General features: G+C 58.3%; 18 protein-coding genes and 1 tRNA gene. 8 read left to right on the top strand and 11 right to left on the bottom strand.

The genetic code is table 11. From position 1 onward, the window contains the following. Window positions 1-2: 2 nt before the first annotated feature. Complete coding sequence (locus HMPREF2847_RS00350; protein ID WP_048731677.1) at window positions 3-626, bottom strand: hypothetical protein; 624 nt, start codon at window positions 624-626, stop codon at window positions 3-5. A gap of 285 nt (window positions 627-911) precedes the next feature. Here HMPREF2847_RS00350 and HMPREF2847_RS00345 point away from each other — a divergent pair, with 285 nt between their 5' ends. The 4 genes from HMPREF2847_RS00345 to HMPREF2847_RS00330 all read left to right on the top strand — a co-directional run bounded on the left by HMPREF2847_RS00345 (window position 912) and on the right by HMPREF2847_RS00330 (window position 4,616). Next, complete coding sequence (locus tag HMPREF2847_RS00345; protein WP_038627918.1) at window positions 912-1,322, top strand: HAD-IA family hydrolase; 411 nt, start codon at window positions 912-914, stop codon at window positions 1,320-1,322. Continuing rightward, window positions 1,322-1,813 carry a DUF6912 family protein gene (locus HMPREF2847_RS00340; protein WP_048731681.1) on the top strand — a complete coding sequence of 164 codons (492 nt, stop codon included), beginning with the start codon at window positions 1,322-1,324 and terminating at the stop codon, window positions 1,811-1,813. The genes HMPREF2847_RS00345 and HMPREF2847_RS00340 overlap by 1 nt, the downstream gene beginning before the upstream one ends. Before the next feature lie 327 nt (window positions 1,814-2,140). After that, window positions 2,141-3,205, top strand: a complete 1,065-nt coding sequence (locus tag HMPREF2847_RS00335) for a flavin reductase family protein (RefSeq protein WP_070851130.1) — start codon at window positions 2,141-2,143, stop codon at window positions 3,203-3,205. A gap of 70 nt (window positions 3,206-3,275) precedes the next feature. After that, complete coding sequence (locus HMPREF2847_RS00330; RefSeq protein WP_070851129.1) at window positions 3,276-4,616, top strand: fatty acid desaturase family protein; 1,341 nt, start codon at window positions 3,276-3,278, stop codon at window positions 4,614-4,616. On the opposite strand, the gene HMPREF2847_RS00325 is transcribed toward HMPREF2847_RS00330, so the two are convergent. From HMPREF2847_RS00325 to aroA, 3 genes are read right to left on the bottom strand one after another with little or no spacing between them, the layout of a single operon-like run. Continuing rightward, window positions 4,613-5,998 carry a chloride channel protein gene (locus HMPREF2847_RS00325; RefSeq protein ID WP_070851127.1) on the bottom strand — a complete coding sequence of 462 codons (1,386 nt, stop codon included), beginning with the start codon at window positions 5,996-5,998 and terminating at the stop codon, window positions 4,613-4,615. The two genes, HMPREF2847_RS00330 and HMPREF2847_RS00325, sit on opposite strands and share 4 nt — an antisense overlap. Beyond that, the gene (gene rsgA / locus HMPREF2847_RS00320) at window positions 5,985-7,031 is read right to left on the bottom strand and encodes a ribosome small subunit-dependent GTPase A (protein WP_048731688.1); all 1,047 of its coding nucleotides are present in this window, start codon (window positions 7,029-7,031) and stop codon (window positions 5,985-5,987) included. The genes HMPREF2847_RS00325 and rsgA overlap by 14 nt, the downstream gene beginning before the upstream one ends. A gap of 2 nt (window positions 7,032-7,033) precedes the next feature. Beyond that, entirely contained in the window at window positions 7,034-8,512 is a 1,479-nt protein-coding gene (gene aroA, locus HMPREF2847_RS00315; protein WP_083327276.1) for a 3-phosphoshikimate 1-carboxyvinyltransferase, read from the bottom strand. A 70-nt stretch (window positions 8,513-8,582) separates the two neighbouring features. On the opposite strand from aroA, the gene HMPREF2847_RS00310 reads away from it, so the two are divergent. Beyond that, window positions 8,583-9,278 carry an SOS response-associated peptidase gene (locus HMPREF2847_RS00310; RefSeq protein ID WP_048731692.1) on the top strand — a complete coding sequence of 232 codons (696 nt, stop codon included), beginning with the start codon at window positions 8,583-8,585 and terminating at the stop codon, window positions 9,276-9,278. 39 nt (window positions 9,279-9,317) lie between these two features. On the opposite strand, the gene ybaK is transcribed toward HMPREF2847_RS00310, so the two are convergent. Continuing rightward, entirely contained in the window at window positions 9,318-9,830 is a 513-nt protein-coding gene (gene ybaK / locus HMPREF2847_RS00305) for a Cys-tRNA(Pro) deacylase (RefSeq protein ID WP_070851123.1), read from the bottom strand. 97 nt (window positions 9,831-9,927) lie between these two features. On the opposite strand from ybaK, the gene HMPREF2847_RS00300 reads away from it, so the two are divergent. Beyond that, window positions 9,928-10,557 (top strand): sigma-70 family RNA polymerase sigma factor, encoded by a 630-nt coding sequence (locus HMPREF2847_RS00300; protein WP_070851122.1) that lies wholly within the window; start codon window positions 9,928-9,930, stop codon window positions 10,555-10,557. Beyond that, the gene (gene rsrA, locus HMPREF2847_RS00295) at window positions 10,554-10,862 is read left to right on the top strand and encodes a mycothiol system anti-sigma-R factor (RefSeq protein WP_070851120.1); all 309 of its coding nucleotides are present in this window, start codon (window positions 10,554-10,556) and stop codon (window positions 10,860-10,862) included. Before HMPREF2847_RS00300 ends, rsrA begins: the two co-directional genes overlap by 4 nt. A 144-nt stretch (window positions 10,863-11,006) precedes the next feature. Here the strand turns inward: rsrA and HMPREF2847_RS00290 are convergent. The 4 genes from HMPREF2847_RS00290 to HMPREF2847_RS00280 all read right to left on the bottom strand — a co-directional run bounded on the left by HMPREF2847_RS00290 (window position 11,007) and on the right by HMPREF2847_RS00280 (window position 13,458). Beyond that, a tRNA-Ala gene (locus HMPREF2847_RS00290) sits at window positions 11,007-11,079 on the bottom strand. A gap of 366 nt (window positions 11,080-11,445) precedes the next feature. Further along, window positions 11,446-11,520: a 50S ribosomal protein bL37 gene (locus HMPREF2847_RS11915; protein ID WP_014300525.1), complete on the bottom strand. Its 75-nt coding sequence runs from the start codon at window positions 11,518-11,520 to the stop codon at window positions 11,446-11,448. A gap of 76 nt (window positions 11,521-11,596) precedes the next feature. Then, a complete protein-coding gene (locus tag HMPREF2847_RS00285) occupies window positions 11,597-11,866 on the bottom strand; it encodes a WhiB family transcriptional regulator (protein ID WP_005511107.1) in 270 nt (89 codons plus the stop codon). 485 nt (window positions 11,867-12,351) lie between these two features. Continuing rightward, entirely contained in the window at window positions 12,352-13,458 is a 1,107-nt protein-coding gene (locus HMPREF2847_RS00280; protein WP_246821878.1) for a diacylglycerol/lipid kinase family protein, read from the bottom strand. Window positions 13,459-13,558: 100 nt separating this feature from the next. Here HMPREF2847_RS00280 and HMPREF2847_RS00275 point away from each other — a divergent pair, with 100 nt between their 5' ends. Next, a complete protein-coding gene (locus tag HMPREF2847_RS00275; RefSeq protein WP_236658477.1) occupies window positions 13,559-14,017 on the top strand; it encodes a hypothetical protein in 459 nt (152 codons plus the stop codon). On the opposite strand, the gene HMPREF2847_RS00270 is transcribed toward HMPREF2847_RS00275, so the two are convergent. Beyond that, window positions 14,014-15,345, bottom strand: coding sequence for an Rv3212 family protein (locus tag HMPREF2847_RS00270; RefSeq protein WP_070851118.1), 1,332 nt, complete (start codon window positions 15,343-15,345; stop codon window positions 14,014-14,016). The two genes, HMPREF2847_RS00275 and HMPREF2847_RS00270, sit on opposite strands and share 4 nt — an antisense overlap. A gap of 69 nt (window positions 15,346-15,414) precedes the next feature. Further along, window positions 15,415-16,779, bottom strand: coding sequence for a DEAD/DEAH box helicase (locus tag HMPREF2847_RS00265; RefSeq protein WP_070851117.1), 1,365 nt, complete (start codon window positions 16,777-16,779; stop codon window positions 15,415-15,417). Window positions 16,780-16,861 lie beyond the last annotated feature (82 nt).

Genomic DNA, 16,861 nt, shown 5'->3' with positions numbered 1-16,861 from the left:
CACTAAAGCACACGAAACGCGGTCATGATCCATGGCCGCGTTTTTGCTGTTCCGCGGCGGAACGTGCCCGTGAACGCGCGAACGCGCGGACCGACACGGCAACTACCCAGGAATTCGACCTTTTTGCCGTCCGCTGAAGCGCTGGCGTGAAAGGATTGCAACGCGACACCTTTGAGGCTGGTGTTTTTCGACAGCGTGAGTATCGCAGCGTGAATAATCGGGTCGATGTTGATGCGACGCAAATCGTTGACTCGCCGGCGACCCGCGATAATGTCGAAGACGCGGCGAGTAATCGTGCCAAGCTCCTGTCTCAGATTCTGCTCACAGTGCTGGACGACGTGCGGTGTTTGCGGCGTCTTTTTTGCCGCAGGAGTGGCCACGGCGGGCGGTAATGCCGTCATGACAGCGGTCCCGGAAGCAACGGAATATCCGCTATAGGTCGGTGCCACTTTTGCGGTTGGAGAAGTGGCGGCATTAGCTGACTGGCCAAGTTGAATTGTGTGGAGAAGCGAAAAGCCCGTTGCTGGTTCGATGAATTCCCTGTCACTGGATCGGTTCTCAGCGGCGTGCGACAGCGCGTAAGGCATCGGCGCCTGCGATGTTGGTACGTGAGACGTAGGTGCCATGGATTAATCCCCCTAAAAACTCTCCATTGGCAAGTTCCCCCTTGCTGAAGACCATTGTCCTACAAGTGCTTTAAGTGTGCAGCTTGTGAAGGGGAATTCACGGCTGGCATGGGGGGTGGGGAGAAGATGCAGCCGCGAAGTGGGCTGAGTGTCTCGCTGTTAATAGCCCTATAGGTTTTCGTCAAAGCCGTTCTGGTCGTCTATAAATTGGCGTCACGAACAGCCAATTAACACTCTGAACTGGAAAAAAGGCAAACCCCCAGGTCATGCGATAAACTACAGGCCATGCGCGGAATGATTATCGATTACTGTGGTGTCCTCGACGGTACGGATGAAGACCAGGCACGTTGGCGTAATTTGCTGGTAGAGGCGCGTGCAAATGGTGTTGGCCTGGCAGTCCTGTCGAATGACCCAGGTGGCCCATCGGCGGATCCGATTCGCAAGCTCGAAGATGAGGGCCTGGTAGACGCAGTTGTGCTCTCTGGTGAAATTGGCCATGAGAAGCCTTCGGCGGAGGCTTTTAATGCAGCTGCTGCGGCTATTGAACTGCCGGCACGGGACTGTGTGTTGGTGGATGATTCGATTGAGAACATCCATGCTGCCGTCTCTAACGGCATGGTGGGAGTCTTCTATCAGCAGTTCGACCGCGCAGTGGTCGAGATTGCTGGTCTACTGGGTCTCGAGGGCGAGTTCTAATGCGTGTCTATATCCCAGCGACTTTCTCCATGCTTGAGGCGCTGAAGGAGGATGAGCTCTTCCACGCCCGCGGTGGTTGGGGCTTTGCTGTCACTGAGGCGCTGCGCGATTTCTTTACTGAGGGCGATGATGAGGAACTGGCAGAGGTGGCCTTTGATGAGGCTGCGCGTGCGTCGCTCCGTCTGCTCGATGCTGCAGAAGAGAAGTTCCCGCACCGCCGAGTAGTCATTTCCGTCGATGTGGAGGCGGAACCACAGTCGGATATGGGCGATGCTGTGGTTAAGGTCGGCGGCCCAATTTCGCTTGCCGACGTTGCAGCGCTCCACATTGATGTGGAAGAGGCGGAAAGCAAGGTTGAGGCTGCGATTGAAGCCGTCGATAAGGCAGATCTCGGTGACGAGGATGCGGAGCTCACTGTCGGCGATGCGCTGGAGATTCCGCTGGCGTGGTATGACGTAGCTGAGCTCGGCATGGTGGTCGACTTCCTGTAGTAGCGCGTGCTTGGTGTTGAAGAAGGGGACTGGGTTTGGAACCCAGTCCCCTTTTGTATGGCACAAGTTTTTTCTGCGGGGGTATAAAAGGCGGGATTGTTTTGTGTGGATAAGCTCCATGTCAAAGGGTGTGTTTCGCAGGAAAGCGGGGGTAATGACAATTTCGCTATTTGTGTCAAAATCATTTGCTTCTCTTGACCAATAACTTACCGCTCCGTAGTCTACGTCTAAGTAACCTACGGGCACGTAATAATGGATCGGGCGGGGAATGCCCGCTGATGAACAGTATTATTACTTGTTCTCCCGTGACAGTCAGGAGGGCCAAGAATGGGGCTTAAGACCAAAGTTTCCCGGGTATTGAAGCATTTATCCACGCCACTTTTGCCCGATGACTACACGCATTTGCTAAATCCGCTGTGGTCAAGTCGCGAGCTGCGCGGTCAGATTGAGGCCATTAATCCCACATCTCCTACTTCAGCAGAGTTGATAATCCGTCCGGGTTGGGGGATGCCAACAGACTTCAAGCCAGGTCAGTTCATTGGACTCGGCGTAGAGGTCAAGGGGAAATACCTGTGGCGTTCCTACTCACTGACAAATGCACCGCGGCCTCATGACGGGCTGCTGACTATCAACATTCGTGCACTCAACGACGGCTACGTGTCCCAACATCTCGTCGCCAATGTAAAACCGGGTACTGTCGTCCGCCTGGCTGCCCCGGCTGGGGATTTCCATCTTCCGGAGCCACTCCCAGCCCGCATTGCTTTTGTTACCGCAGGCTCCGGCGTAACTCCTGTGATTTCCATGCTGCGTGATCTTTCAGCTCGCAATGCATCAGTGGAAGTCGAACACATTCACTCCTACCGCGGCGAGGCAGAAGCTGTGTTTGTCAACGAACTCCGGGAGATGGAACAGCGCAGTGCTATTAGCGAGTTGAAGTATCGCCTGCATGCCCGGAATACGGAGACGCAGCCGCGGATTGACGCTGCTGCGGTTACCGACATCATTGGTGACTTTGGAACGCTGGCATCGTCGGCAAGCGCCTATGCCTGTGGTCCGGTTGAACTGCTGAAAAACCTTGAGCCGGAGTTCCCCGGGCTGCGGACGGAACGTTTCACCGTTGACCGCTCCGCGGCGGAGGAGGCCGGTGGCACGGTGAGTTTCGGTAGCCGAGGCGATATCGACGTAGACGGTGCAACCACCATCCTGGAGGCGGCGGAGAGCGTCGGAGTTGACCTGCCGTACGGCTGTCGGATGGGAATCTGTGCGACGTGCGTGCAGCAGCTCTCCGACGGCGCAGCGCGGGACATCCGCACCGGTGCGACGTTTGTGGCGGGGGAGCGAGTCCGAACGTGCGTCTGTGCGCCGGCGGGGCACGCGCGTATCGAACTGTAAGTTCGCCCCACATCTATCTCAACATGCATTAACCAGGAGAAACTACCTCAAAGGAGTGGGGACCCTTCCCATGGCAATTTCCGATATCGCATCGTATGCGCACTTGAGCGAAGAAGACGTCGCAGAGATTGGGCGTCGGTTTGCGGAAATCGAAAAGCAACACCGCGATTCGCTGGGGCAGAAGGATGCTCGCTACATCCGCACGCTCATCCGCATTCAACGCACCCTTGAGGTGACTGGTCGAGGTCTGCTGATGGTCCCGACCGCAGGCATGGCCCTGAACAAATTGGGGCTGCTGCCGAAGTCGTGGAGGAACACCGCACACTGGGGTTTCAAATGGGCGGGCATCTCAGCGCTGGGGCTGGCAAAGATTTTGGAAAACCTCGAAATCGGCCACAACACCATGCACGGTCAGTGGGACTGGATGAATGACCCCGAGATTCACTCGGCCACCTGGGAGTGGGACAATTCCTGCCCATCGAGCGGGTGGAAGCACTCCCACAACTTTGTCCACCACAAGTACACCAACGTGCTAGGTATGGACAACGATGTGGGATACGGCATTCTCCGGGTGACTCGTGACCGCCGTTGGAAGCCATCGACGCTGTTGCAGCCGGTGACAAACGTGGTCTTGGCCAGCCTTTTCCAATGGGCAGTGGCTTTCTACGACGTTGAGCTCGGGCGTGTGTTCGCAGGCAAGAAATCCTGGGATGAGGCCCGGCCGCAGCTCATGGAGGTTCTCAACAAGTCGGGGCGCCAGGTGATCAAGGACTACGTTCTCTTCCCGGCGATGGCGGGTCCGCGTTACCGCGAAGTGGCAACTGCGAACATGATGGCCAACCTCGCCCGTAATCTGTGGGCCTACGCTGTCATCTTCTGCGGACACTTCCCGGATGATGCCGAGACTTTCACCAAGGAGCAGTACAACACCGAGGACAAGAGTGAGTGGTATTTGCGCCAAATGCTGGGCTCGGCGAACTTCCACGGTGGGCTGGCGTTGTCGGTGCTCTCGGGAAATCTGAATTACCAGATTGAGCACCACCTCTTCCCAGACATGCCATCCAACAGGCTTGCGCAGATTTCGAAGCAGGTTCAGCAGATTTGCCGAGAATACGACCTGCCATACAACACGGGGTCGTTCCCGAAGCAGTTCTTCCAGGTCCAGCGCACACTGCTGAAGTTGTCGCTGCCGGATCGCTTCTTAGTCGCTGACCCGGACAACGCTCCGGAGGTGCGGTCCGAGGCGGCATTTGCGAAGAACCCGGAGGTTGAAGCGGAGCTCCAGTCCAGTTCCCCGCAACGCAAGGGCTTAGCGACGGGCCTGCGAATGCTCCGCCGTCTTCGCCCAGGCGTCCGGGAAATTGTCCGAGCCTATACAGGTCGCTCAACGCACACTGCTGCGCACGGTTAGCCCTCGACCCGCTTGCGGACCGCAGCTGCGGCTGCCGGTTTGCGGTTCCATGGCATTGATTGCTTGTGGGGGAGCCGTAGCCAGGCGCGAATTATGGTCACAGTTAGTGTCGCAGTTGCACCAGCGAGGAAGAGCGCTAAGTAAGCCGAGGAATTCTGGCCGGTAAACTCCACGGTCACGATCAGTGCGAACAGTGGAGCTGCCATGGACGCCGACAGGAAGGCCGCCGCGCCGAGAATCGCAAAGTCGCTCAGCGGAACTGAGGGCATCAATGGCTGTACGAAGCAGCCGACGATGAAACCGCTGAGCGCGCCAAGGGCAAAGCCGGGAGTCAAGAGACCACCGACGGCCCCCGAACGGAAAGTAACGAGAACCGCGATAGCTTTCGCAATCAGCAGGATGACAGCAAAACCCAGCAGCGGGCGGTCCATGAGAACTGTGGTCGCAGCGATACGGCCATTGCCCAAGACTTCTGGAACCCACAGGGAAATCACACCAACTAGCGTGAACGCGAGGGGGATGGCCCAGGCAGAATGCCAGCCAGTCGGTGCCTTGTCCGACATCCGCGAGCTCAGAATGCGAAATGCGTAGCCAATGACGCCGCAGATAGCACCGATGAGCAGTGCCGCACCGAGGTTGCCCCATCCGTCTGAGAGATTGATTGGGCTGTAGAGCGGGCTACTTCCGACCACAATGCCCGACGTCACCGTCGCAATGGCCGAACAAGCCAGCACCACCATCACCGCGGTAATGCTCAGTGAGCCCAGCAGAATCTCCAACGAGAAAACCGCTCCAGCCAGCGGGATATGATAAATCGCCCCCAGGCCGGCACCGGCCGCTGCTGCGACCAGAATACGGCGGTGTAGCGGATCGATGCGTAGTCGATGCGACATCTGTGAGGCCACCATTGCACCTAGCTCACGCGGGGCATTCTCGCGTCCCATGGATGCACCTGCGGCTACGGTCGCCATCTGCAAAAACACATTGACAAGAGTCGACCACACAGGCATGAGACGGCCGTGCATGCCCGCCTCAACGCTTTCAATGGGCTTCGCCTTTGTGCGCAAAGCGGCCCACATTGGTCCTGCAATCAGCCCCGCCAACACGATCCCGACAAAGCGCTGTAGGCCGGTGGTGCCATCGGTCACGACCGCTACGTCACCCTCGTGCTGCCCGTAGACCGCGTACTCGATCCCGTGCATAATCAGCGCGAGCCCGGCTGCTCCGAGCCCCGTCGCAAGACCGACGATAAGCGTGTAGATGCACAGTCGAATCCAGCTGCCGGGAGCGGGGTAGAGACCGGAGTCCTCTTTGTTCGACTCAGCACTTGCCGAGGCTTCAGAGGGCGTCTCCGCAGAATTGGTGTGGCTAGTCTCTTTCAATGTCCAGCTCCCAGTCCTCGTTGTCGCTGATAGCGATCAATAGACGACGCACTGCCATCGCTCGACGGTGCTGAACTCCCTCCAACTTGTCCAGGGCGCACTCTGGATCCCCGGGTGGTCCCAAATGGGTGCAACCACGTGGGCATCCATCTGTTGCCGCCTGGATATCTGGAAACGCCGCCAGTAGCGTCTCCGGTGTCACATGAGCCAGGCCAAAGGAACGAATGCCCGGGGTATCAATGATCCACGAGGGCGCGCTGTTTTCGCTTTCCGACGGCAACATCAGCGCCACCGACTGCGTGGAGGTATGGCGGCCCTTACCCACACCACTGACTTCGCCGGTCTCACGGTTGGCTTCGGGAACAATCCGGTTGACGAGGGTTGATTTCCCAACACCGGAATGCCCAACCAAAGCTGTCACTCGTTCTGGAACATCGATGAGCTCTGACAAAGGAGCCAAGTCATCGTTAATACCGCAGACAACGACATCCACTCCGAGTGCGGAAAACTCCCCGGCAAATTCCTCTGGGTCAGCCAGATCAGACTTAGTCAGACAGAGCACGGGACGGACACCGCCGGCGTAGGCCGCGACCAGCGCGCGTTCGACAAAACCGGTGCGGGGTTCAGGATCGGCGACTGCACACACAATGAGTAGCAGGCTGGCATTGGCCACGACAATGCGCTCATACGGGTCATTGTCATCGGCGGTGCGACGCAAAACCGTGCTGCGCTCTGCCAGCTTGACGATGCGGGCCAGTGTGCCCTCACGGCCGCTGACATCGCCGACGACACCGACACGGTCACCGACAACGATATTGGTGCGGCCGAGCTCGCGGGCACGCATGCATGTCACTGCAACATCAGCGTTGTTATCGAGGACTACACCCCAACGACCACGATCCTTGGTCACCACCATGCCCCAGTGGGCATCTGCGTGGCTAGGGCGATCCTTCGTCCGTGGCCGAGACCCTCTACCGGGGCGGATGCGTACATCGGACTCGTCCCATTGCCGTCCACGCCTGCGTGCCGCCACTGTTATTTCCCTGCCTCGGTTCCGTCCTCCATGCCATCAAGTCGAGTGTCGACCGACTTTTCCAACGAACTAGGGCTGGGGGAGGCCAGTCCGAGCATCTCCAGCCAGCGCAGGTCGAATCCAGGCATGGTCTTAGCGGTGGTACCGATGTTTTCGACTTCCACGCCCTCCGTGCGCAGGCCAACAATGGCACCAGCGGTGGCCATTCGATGGTCGGCGTAGCTGTGCCAGAGGCCACCGTGGAGCGGAACGGGGTCAATCGCAATGCCGTCGTCAAGCTCCGTAGCGCGACCGCCGAGGCGGTTGATTTCCGTGGTGAGCGCGGCAAGACGGTTGGTTTCGTGACCGCGCAAGTGGGCAATACCCGTCAGCTCGGTGCGGGTGGTGGCCAGGGCGGCGATGGCAGCAACCGTTGGGGTCAGCTCGCCAATCTCGGACATGTCCATCGTGATTCCGCGCAGCTCCGACGGCTTTGGGCCCACGACGGTGAGGCTGGTGCGGCCGCCCTCGTGACGGTTGAACGTCACGGTAGCGCCCATAGCGGTGAGGATCTCGCGGATGCGGTCGCCCGGCTGCGTGGTGTGCTCTGGCCAGTCGGGCACGGTGACGCTGCCACCAGTGACAGCCGCAGCGGCCAGGAAGGCGGCAGCGTTGGACAGGTCGGGCTCGATCTGCCAAGTACGACCCATCATTTCGGTGGGGTGAATGGTGAACGTTGTGCGTGATCCCTCAGGTGCGTCGGCCGTGGTCTCGTCGACCTGCACACCGGCCTCACGGAGCATGTCCAGGGTCATGTCAATGTGCGGGCGGGATGGAATCTCTCCGGTCGGGCGAAGTACGAGGCCACGGCCATAGCGCGGCGCTGACAGCAACAGGCCGGAGACGAACTGGCTTGAGGCCGAAGCGTCAATTTCCACTTCGCCGCCGATGTCCGGCAGATCTTGCTCTTGGACCGAGTCACCGAGGCGGTTGCCCTGGTTCGGACCCTGTGGATTGACCGTGAAAGGAAGCCCATTTCCAGCGATGTTCACACCGAGGCTGCGCAGGGCATCCAGCACGGCTGACATCGGGCGAGCCTTGGCCTCTACGTCGCCTTCGAAGAACACCGACCCCTGCGCAAGAGCTGCGATAGGCGGCACGAAGCGCATAACCGTACCTGCAAGGCCACATTCCACGACACCACCGCGGAGTATGCGTGGAGTGACACGGAGCGTGTGGTTCGGGGAACCCGAATATGTCGAGTCGGCACTGATGTCAGTTCCCAGGGCCTGCAGTGCGCGAATCATAAGATCGGTATCGCGAGAGCGCAGAGCACCATGGATAACCGATGGGGTCGAAGATAGCGCCGCGATGACAAGAGCACGGTTCGTAATCGACTTCGAGCCGGCAATCTGCACCGTGGCGCTAAAAGGCTGTCGACCGGATTCGGCACCGTCGACACTTACAGTAGGGGCAGACCAATTCTGATTTTGGGAACACACACAACCAATTATGGAACACTTTCACTCCATACCTCGACTAGAGGGGGAGTCATCGGCACAATCAGTTGGTATGTGTGGTCGCTTCGTCAATTTCACAGTCGCCGAAAAGCTGCTCAGCACCACGGCTGAAATTCCCGGTTTGGCGCCCGTGCGTGCCGACGGCCCGTTGCCCACCTCCCGCTACAACATCGGCCCGACCATGCCAATAGTTGCTCTTGCCCGCGAGCATCCCGGCCGCACAGGAACCATTGCAGCCACCGTGCGCTGGGGTTTAATTCCGCAGTGGGCCCGCGAAGTGCCAACGACACCTTTCTTCAACGCCCGTGCGGAAACCTGGCAGTCCAAACCGACTTTCCGGGACGGCCTTCCCTGCGCAATCCCCATGAACGGTTGGTATGAATGGAAAAATCGCCAGCCCTACTTCGTCAGCTTCGGTGATGACGCACCGCTTTTCACCGTCGCGGGTCTGTGGGCACGCTGGGGAGATATAGTCTCCGCCACAATTCTCACCACCGACGCCGTGGGACAGCTCGTGGATCTGCATCATCGTATGCCGCGCGTGCTTGCCGACGATGAAGTCAGCGATTGGCTGGATCTCTCGGCCTGGGCAGCAAACGGAGATGTTGGCGTGACCAGCGCCGAGGTGGTGGACAAACTGACCATCCGACCGGTCAACCGCGTCGTCGGTAATGTTGCGAATGAAGGGTCGCACCTGTTGGATGAGCCCGATGGCGCGGTACCCGGCCACAACGAGGAGCTGTTTTAAGGCCGTATCAGCGGGGAGGTTGCAGGAGTAGCCGCAGGATTAGCGGGCGATGTCGGCGACCGTGGCGTCGCAAAGCGAAACCAAATCAGCGGGTGACAGTTCTATGTCCCACCCGCGGCGACCACCGGAGACGAACACAGTGTCGGAGAGAGCGGCTGTCTCATCAATGACCGTGGGGAGCGTGCGGCGACCGCCAAGCGGGGAGATGCCGCCGGGAATGTAGCCGGTGGCAAGTGACGCGTCATGCGGATCGGCCATCGTGGCCTTGGAAGCCCCGATAGCCGCGGCGGCGGCCTTGAGGTTGAGCATTCCAGTGGCGGGGACGACGGCGATGGCCAGCCCAGTGCGTTTGCCGGATAGCTCGATAATGAGAGTTTTGAAGATGCGTTCGGGCTCGACGCCGAGGTGTTCTAGCAGCCAAGAGGCGGCCTCTTCGCCGAAGTTGTCGCTGCCGTGGGGGAATTGGTGAACGTGGAAGTCGATTCCGGCGTTCTGACAGAAGGCGATGGCCGGGGTGGCGGCAGCGGATTTTTTGGCGGACTTCTTCGACATAATTTCCCATCGTTGCACACCAGCGCAATTACGCTACGAAATGCCTGGTGACGGGGGTCTGCCGACTCGTGGGTGCGGATGTTTTAGGATAGGTAGCATGTCAGGTGATCAGACAGGAACATCGGCCATCCGGACTGATGAGTCGGATGAGGAGCTTGCGCAGCGCTTTGAGCGTGATGCCATGCCGCTTTTGGATCAGCTCTATGGAGCGGCGCTGCGGATGACACGCAACCCCGCCGATGCCGAAGACCTGGTGCAGGAGGCCTATATAAAGGCTTTTCAGGGCTTCCGCTCCTACAAGCCGGGCACGAATCTGAAAGCGTGGCTCTACCGCATTCTGACGAATGCGTACATCAACAACTACCGCAAGGCGCAGCGTCGTCCTGCCGAGTACGCCACCGATGACATCACCGATTCACAGATCGCGGAAACCGCGTCGCACACTTCGATAGGGCTGCGCTCTGCTGAGGTTGAAGCGCTGGAAAAGCTTCCTGACGAGGAAATTCGTGACGCTTTGATGAGTCTCAAAGAGGATTACCGGATGGTGGTCTACTACGCCGATGTCGAGGGATTGCCCTACAAGGAAATCGCCGAAATCATGGGCACGCCCATCGGAACTGTGATGAGTCGGCTCCACCGTGGAAGAAAACAGCTCCGAGACGCGTTGCACAGCGTAGCCGTGGAACGTGGATTCTTGAAAGAAGAGAAGGGAGATTCTCCGCGATGAGCCGAGAGTCGAGCCAAGATATGGAGCAGACGCCAGAGCGCGGGCACGCCTGTGAAGATGCTTTCTGTCAGGGTGTTCACTCGCGCCTACACGCATTTTTGGATGGCGAGTGTGATTCGGAGGAGCGCCGCTTTCTCGAGGAACACATTCACAAATGCCCTCAGTGCTTAGAAGAGTTCGGTTCCGAGCAAGCTATACGCCGGCTGCTGCGCCGGTGCTGCCAGCAACCTGCCCCTGAGGACCTCCGCCAGCGCATTACCACCCGCATACGCGTGTCCTATACGCGGGTGGAGTACCGCAGGTAGTTGCTGGCGGCTAGGTTTTGGTGCGTCATCTTTTGGCGTGTATTCCTTTGATGCTTAATGCGATGTTGCGTAATGCGGTAATGCGAAATAAGGAAAATCCCAGGTCATGGAGATGTGCCTGGGATATTTTTGTGGAATTATTTGTGGAGCTAAGGGGAATCGAACCCCTGACCTTCGCATTGCGAACGCGACGCTCTACCAACTGAGCTATAGCCCCATTGCTTTCGAGCAACCTAGCTGGAGCTCCTGTAAAAGCTCTATTTTTAGACGTTACTCCCGGTGTGGTTTGGGCTCCAAACTCGCTGGTAGTGATTTGGCGGATGGTTAATCCTGAAAAGCGAGTATGGGGTATCGAAGAGGTATCGAAAAGGCGCAGAAAGTGACTAGGTTTATGACAAAAAACCGCGGGTGAATTCAATTCACGTGTCATAAACCTAGTCACTTTCAGACCTGCTACCCGTTGAGGTATCCGCTGGAGGCATAAAAAACTCCACCCCGTCCTTCGGTGCAATACCGAGTTGTGTCGGGGTGGAGTGAGATGTCTTAGCCGGCGATGGCTAAGACTGCTGCAACTAAGGGCAACTTAGCTGTTCGGACGCTTGCCGTGGTTAGCCTTGTTCTTACGGCGGTCCTTGCGCTTACGGCCACGCTTGCTCATAGCTGGGCTCTCTTTCTATCGGGTTAAACAGGTATCAACCGCTATAGATTACACGGTAAGGGGGTAAGTCTTTTAATTAGACTGCGGTGCTGGTGCGAGTGCGACGAGTGCGGCCGCGGTTGCGACGGCGCTTCAGCGCGCGACGCTCGTCCTCGCTCATGCCGCCCCAGACACCTGCATCCTGGCCGGTCTCAAGTGCCCAAGCCAGGCACTGAGCGGTAACGGGGCAGCGGTTGCAAACGACCTTGGCCTTAGCAATCTGGGCGAGAGCCGGGCCGGAGTTACCGACCGGGAAGAACAGCTCCGGATCCTCTTCACGACAAACGGCCTTGTGACGCCAATCCATGACAAACTCCTAAAACATTACGAGCCCCGGGTGAGGGCAGGGTTAAATTTCCTTGCGGGAAGGCAGTTCCGGAAATGGATTTCGTCAGACACGACAAATCGCCGTATCTCAACGAGGGTTGGGGTTCATTCCCGGTTGCCCAGGGGTATTAGGCATCTTGGGAGGGGCTACCTGTTGCATCGCCTATGCGACGGGAAAGGTAGTGGGGACTCACCAAAGAGTTTGCGCCTAAAAAGGCGAGACTTGCATGGTTGCACATCCAGTGAACTGCGTGCCTGTCTCGCTGACGATTTACATGTTTTCACGACTGGAGCGGTTCGTAAAGAGCAAAATGAATAAAAGTGCCAAACCTCACAGAAAAGTGAAGTTTTGGTTAAAACGCCAGGTCAAAACTAGCCCCTTGTGGGGGTGATTTTAGTTTTGGTAATTGCAGTAGTGAGGGTGTATGGCGCGTTTTTGTTGGCTTGTCAGTAAACAGTTACAGCTTAAGCCGGGTTTGCCTCGGTCTTTTGGCTTGTACTGAACAGGCGGCGTGTGCGATCCATGGCCTTTTTGGTCACCACAACGAGCAAGCGCTCGTCCACGGGGCGGGTAGCGACCTTCTTGGTGAACTGGTCCTCGGTGTAATCGTCGGCACGCGCCACAAAATTGATTGCGCCTTGCTTAACGTGGATGTTGAGGGAATCGCGCTGATTGATGTACTCGCCGTCCAATTGGAGGCGAAGTGGAGCAGTAGCGGTGAGCTGGATGTGCTGAGCGTTGTCAACGCGTCGTTCGCGGGCTTCTATGTGGAAGGGGGAGCGCAGTCGGGTGAAGAAACCGGCCAAATTGGCTGCGGCGACAAGCCCCGTCACTCCCTTTAAAGAAGTGAAGCCATAAAACCCCAGGCCCCTGCGCAGTGACACAGTGGGGTTGGTGACGATGGGGAGGTCGCCGAGGAATGTCCATGGATTGGAGTTGGACACCACAGCCATTGCGAGATCGCGGCCAAATTCCTTGCCGTCGATAGTTGCGGTGATTTGTGGCGGGCTTTTGCGCAACTCGTTCCATGCGGTGAAAATTGCCGGCAAATAGCGCACGGCTTTGGCGCGGGTGCCGTTATGTCGGAGCTGTTCCATGGTGGAAATGACTTCCGCATCGATGCCGATACCGGCATTGACGACGAAGCATCGCTCTGCTGCATGTCCAACGCTAATAGCGCTGCGGGTTCGGGAGCGCAGCAGGCTTGCGATGTACCACGCGGCATCTACGGGGTCGCGGGGAATGCCCAACGCACCTGCCAAGACGTTGGCGCTGCCTGTGGGAATTGTTGCGATGGCAGGCAGGTCAGTGGCAGGCAGTGCGGAGAATGGGTTGGAGTACATGAGCCCATTGACAATCTCGTTAATGGTTCCGTCGCCGCCGAGGGAAATAATGACGTCGTAATCGCGAACCGTTATTCCCGCGACCATTTCCTCAGCATGGCCGGGGTAAGCGGTGAACATGGATGTCAAGCGGATCCCATCGACTGAGCGAAGCGCCCGCACAATGCTGGGCATGCGTCGAGCAGAGTTACTGGTCGAATTCGGATTGGAGATTAGCAACGCACGCACAGGCACCAAGAGTAGTGCATGAATAGACCTGTGATGGGTGCATTGGTCGACTTGCCTCCAGAGTGTATTCATCGGTTCTCACCGGGCTAACATGTAGGGCGTGAGTAACCAGAAAAACAGCAGCAATGCGTCCAAATCGCGTACTACTGACCAGCTTGCGGTAACTGACGGGCCGATGGCCGCACCTCAGGTTGTCATGGTCGGTGCGTGGATCGGTGTCGCCGAATGTGCCCTCGGTCTGGGCTACGGAGTCTTCCTTCTGATTCGTGATTTGATGGGGTACCGCGACGAGGCCGCGGTCATTTCCGGTTGGGGTACCGCGCTGTGGTTCCTTCTCATTTTTGGCTCTGTTCTCGCTGGTGCGATTATGTTGCTGCGTGGCGCCCGTTGGGGGCGCGGGCCGATTATTATGCTCAACCTCTGCTTGCTGGGTGTGGCCTATTACATGTTCCGCTCGAGCGCTTTTCTGCTGGCTCTGCCGACGGCGGCAGCTTCAATTGCGGCGCTGGTCTGTATGTTTAGTCCGAAGGCGATTGACTGGGCTGCCCGCTCTTTTTAAATTTCGATGACGAACGCGTCGACTGACTCACCGCGCTGAACCAGTAGCGTGTCACCGACAACTGCAAGGCGCACGGGCAGTTCCGGCTTGTCCGCATCATTTGCATGAGTGGACTTCGCAGCTGCAGGCAACGGGAGTGTGCCGATAATTTCGAGAGTTGAGGCATTCAATACCGCGACTCCGTCAGCGACTGGCATGAAAACATGCTCACCCCATGGAGCTGGGGTCCCTGTGGCCTCAGGAAACTCGAAATCCGGTGCCAGGGTGCTCGGACGGAAGCCAAGTAATCCACGTGGCGACCACCACGTCATGTGATGGGGGAGATCCGTTGTAAAAGGCGCACGCGGGGCATCGCCGTCGGAATTAGCTTCAGCCGGTGCTGGACGCAGGGTAGTCTCACCCAGCGCCAATTCAGTTAGCATCGTGCCGTCCATACGAAAAACGCGGATGCGATTGTCTGCCAGTACCGCTGCCGTGTCCTGGCCAACCGATACCAGCGACATATCTGCAGTTACTGGACCAAGGTCAATATCGCTCTTGACCTCTGGTTTCCGCGATTCCTCCGGATTTGCCACCTGCATGACCAGGCGTCCGTGACCATCGCAATTGTTTACAACGGCCAGCAGCTCCACGCGTGTGAGCGCACTGATAATCGAACACTCTGGATGTGGCTGCATCTTCGGTTCCGGGGATGCTGGAATCTTGCCGTACTCGACTACTCGGACCAAGTCAGAACGCCACAGCTCCAGGAATTCAGAGTCGTAGACACCCGCGTATGAATTCGAGCGCACGGCGGCAGGGCTGTCAGCCGCAATCGATTTTCGGGTCGCGACATACTGCCCCGAATCGGGTTTGAGTGCAACGGTCTCACCGCAGCCAGCTGCCCCACGAAAAGTCGCGAAAACTTGGCCATCACTGCCCGAGAGCGCACACAGCGGAATATCTCGTCGATAGTGCCAGCGCTCCGTGCCGTCGTTAAGCGAGATAGCACGCACGCCCCGGTCCTCAGCAACGATGAGGGAGTTGTCCATCACCAGTGGCACCGGGGAGATGGTGTGCGTGCTTGTGCTTGCCGACGATTCGGTGGACCACACCGGCTGGAGAGTATGTGGCATTGCCTCCGGATCGTTCGCAGCCGGGGCTTGCATTGCCGAGCCGGCAGAAGCCGTCGTTTCAGTGCGATCGACCTTGCGGGCCGGGGAAGCGACCCATGTCCAACCGATGACTAGCACTACGGCGATGATGAGAATGACTGATGCGATTCGATTTCGACGCAGTCGGGTCTCTGCAGTGGTGGGCTCAGCATTGGCTTGTGGTGACTGCAGCACGGTTGGAATGTCCTGTCGACGAGTGGTCGTGGAGAGAAGTGAGGCGGGGGAGTTGGCACGCGCAGCAGTTTAGCGGCGACGATGAGAATTGGAGTGGCCGTCCCGCCTTGAGTTTCGTCCTTGGCCGCGATTGCGATGATGAGGCTGTGAGCGGTTGTTTCGCGGACCTCTTCCGCCACGCCCGCGAGGCGGTCGGGACCCCAACACCGGACGGGCTGGCCCGACCTTCTCATCGATTCCCTCGGGGATGTCAAGAGCTTCGGCGAGCTCGGGGGAGGTGGAAAACCACGTCGGAATCTCGGCCATGTCCAGGTCGAGAGCATCTGAAATAGCCTTCCACTTTGCGGTCTCATCCCAGCCGACGAGCGTAACGGCGACACCGCTGTGTCCCGCGCGTCCGGTACGGCCGATGCGGTGGACATAAGTCATTTCGTCATCGGGCACCTGGTGGTTGATGACGTGGGTGACATCGTCGATGTCGATACCGCGAGCCGCGACATCGGTTGCGACCAGGACGTCGACGTCGCCATTGCGGAACGCCGTCAGTGAGCGCTCACGTGCAGGCTGGCCCATATCGCCGTGGACGGCGGTGACCAGGAAGCCCCGCTCGCCGAGCTGCTCAGCAACGGAAGCGGCACCACGCTTTGTACGAGCAAAAATGATGGTGCGCCCACGACCGTTGGCTTGCAGGATGCGGGCAATGACTGAAACCTTATCCATTTGGTGCGATTGGAAAACAATCTGCTTAGTGGTCTCATGGACTGTGGCCTCTTCCTCGCCTGATTCAGCGCGGATGTGCACCGGACGATTCATAAAGGTACGTGCGAGAGTCAGAATAGGGCCCGGCATTGTTGCCGAGAAGAGCATGGTCTGACGTTCATCCGGCACCGCAGCCAGAATCTTCTCGATGTCCGGCAGGAAACCCAAGTCGAGCATTTCGTCGGCCTCGTCGAGAACCAAAATCTTTACGCCTGACAGCTCTAGATTATTGCGCTGGTAAAGATCGATGAGACGGCCCGGAGTGCCGACGATGATGTCCACGCCGCGGTCTAGCTGTTCAATCTGTTCCTCATAGGGGCGGCCACCGTAAATGGTGCATACACGCAGATTGGTTGAGTACGCAGCGCGGGCTAAGTCCTCGCCGACCTGCACGCACAGCTCACGGGTGGGAACGACGATGATTGCGCGGGCAGTGCCATCCGGTTCTGGAATGCGGGCGTCATCAAAGACGCGGTCAATGAGGGGGACACCAAACCCAAGGGTTTTTCCCATGCCAGTACGGGCTTGGCCGATGATGTCCGTGCCGTCGAGCGCCAAGGGCAGCGTCAGTTCCTGGATGGCAAATGTGCGGTTGATTCCTTCGTCGGCGAGTGCGTCGCAGATTTCCGCGGCGACCCCCAATTCGACGAATGTCGGGGACTGGGACTCTGCCACGGCGACTCCTTTGCTGTTTGTAACCTCACGTGACACGACGGCTTAATCGGTCTCTCTAATCCTAGCCGCTTTGGGAATGGTT

The sequence above is a fragment of the Corynebacterium sp. HMSC074C03 genome (assembly GCF_001838285.1).
Taxonomy (GTDB): domain Bacteria; phylum Actinomycetota; class Actinomycetes; order Mycobacteriales; family Mycobacteriaceae; genus Corynebacterium; species Corynebacterium amycolatum.
Note: the sequence above shows the minus strand (reverse complement) of the source record. Positions and strands in the feature narration are given on the sequence as shown.

Coding starts and splice junctions, on each gene's coding strand:
- HMPREF2847_RS00330 (WP_070851129.1), top strand. CDS start 3,276: ATGGCAATTTCCGATATCGCATCGTATGCGCACTTGAGCGAAGAAGAC.
- HMPREF2847_RS00300 (WP_070851122.1), top strand. CDS start 9,928: ATGTCAGGTGATCAGACAGGAACATCGGCCATCCGGACTGATGAGTCG.
- HMPREF2847_RS00345 (WP_038627918.1), top strand. CDS start 912: ATGCGCGGAATGATTATCGATTACTGTGGTGTCCTCGACGGTACGGAT.
- HMPREF2847_RS00350 (WP_048731677.1), bottom strand. CDS start 626: ATGGCACCTACGTCTCACGTACCAACATCGCAGGCGCCGATGCCTTAC.
- ybaK (WP_070851123.1), bottom strand. CDS start 9,830: ATGTCGAAGAAGTCCGCCAAAAAATCCGCTGCCGCCACCCCGGCCATC.
- rsrA (WP_070851120.1), top strand. CDS start 10,554: ATGAGCCGAGAGTCGAGCCAAGATATGGAGCAGACGCCAGAGCGCGGG.
- HMPREF2847_RS00285 (WP_005511107.1), bottom strand. CDS start 11,866: ATGGATTGGCGTCACAAGGCCGTTTGTCGTGAAGAGGATCCGGAGCTG.
- HMPREF2847_RS00335 (WP_070851130.1), top strand. CDS start 2,141: ATGGGGCTTAAGACCAAAGTTTCCCGGGTATTGAAGCATTTATCCACG.
- HMPREF2847_RS00310 (WP_048731692.1), top strand. CDS start 8,583: ATGTGTGGTCGCTTCGTCAATTTCACAGTCGCCGAAAAGCTGCTCAGC.
- HMPREF2847_RS00340 (WP_048731681.1), top strand. CDS start 1,322: ATGCGTGTCTATATCCCAGCGACTTTCTCCATGCTTGAGGCGCTGAAG.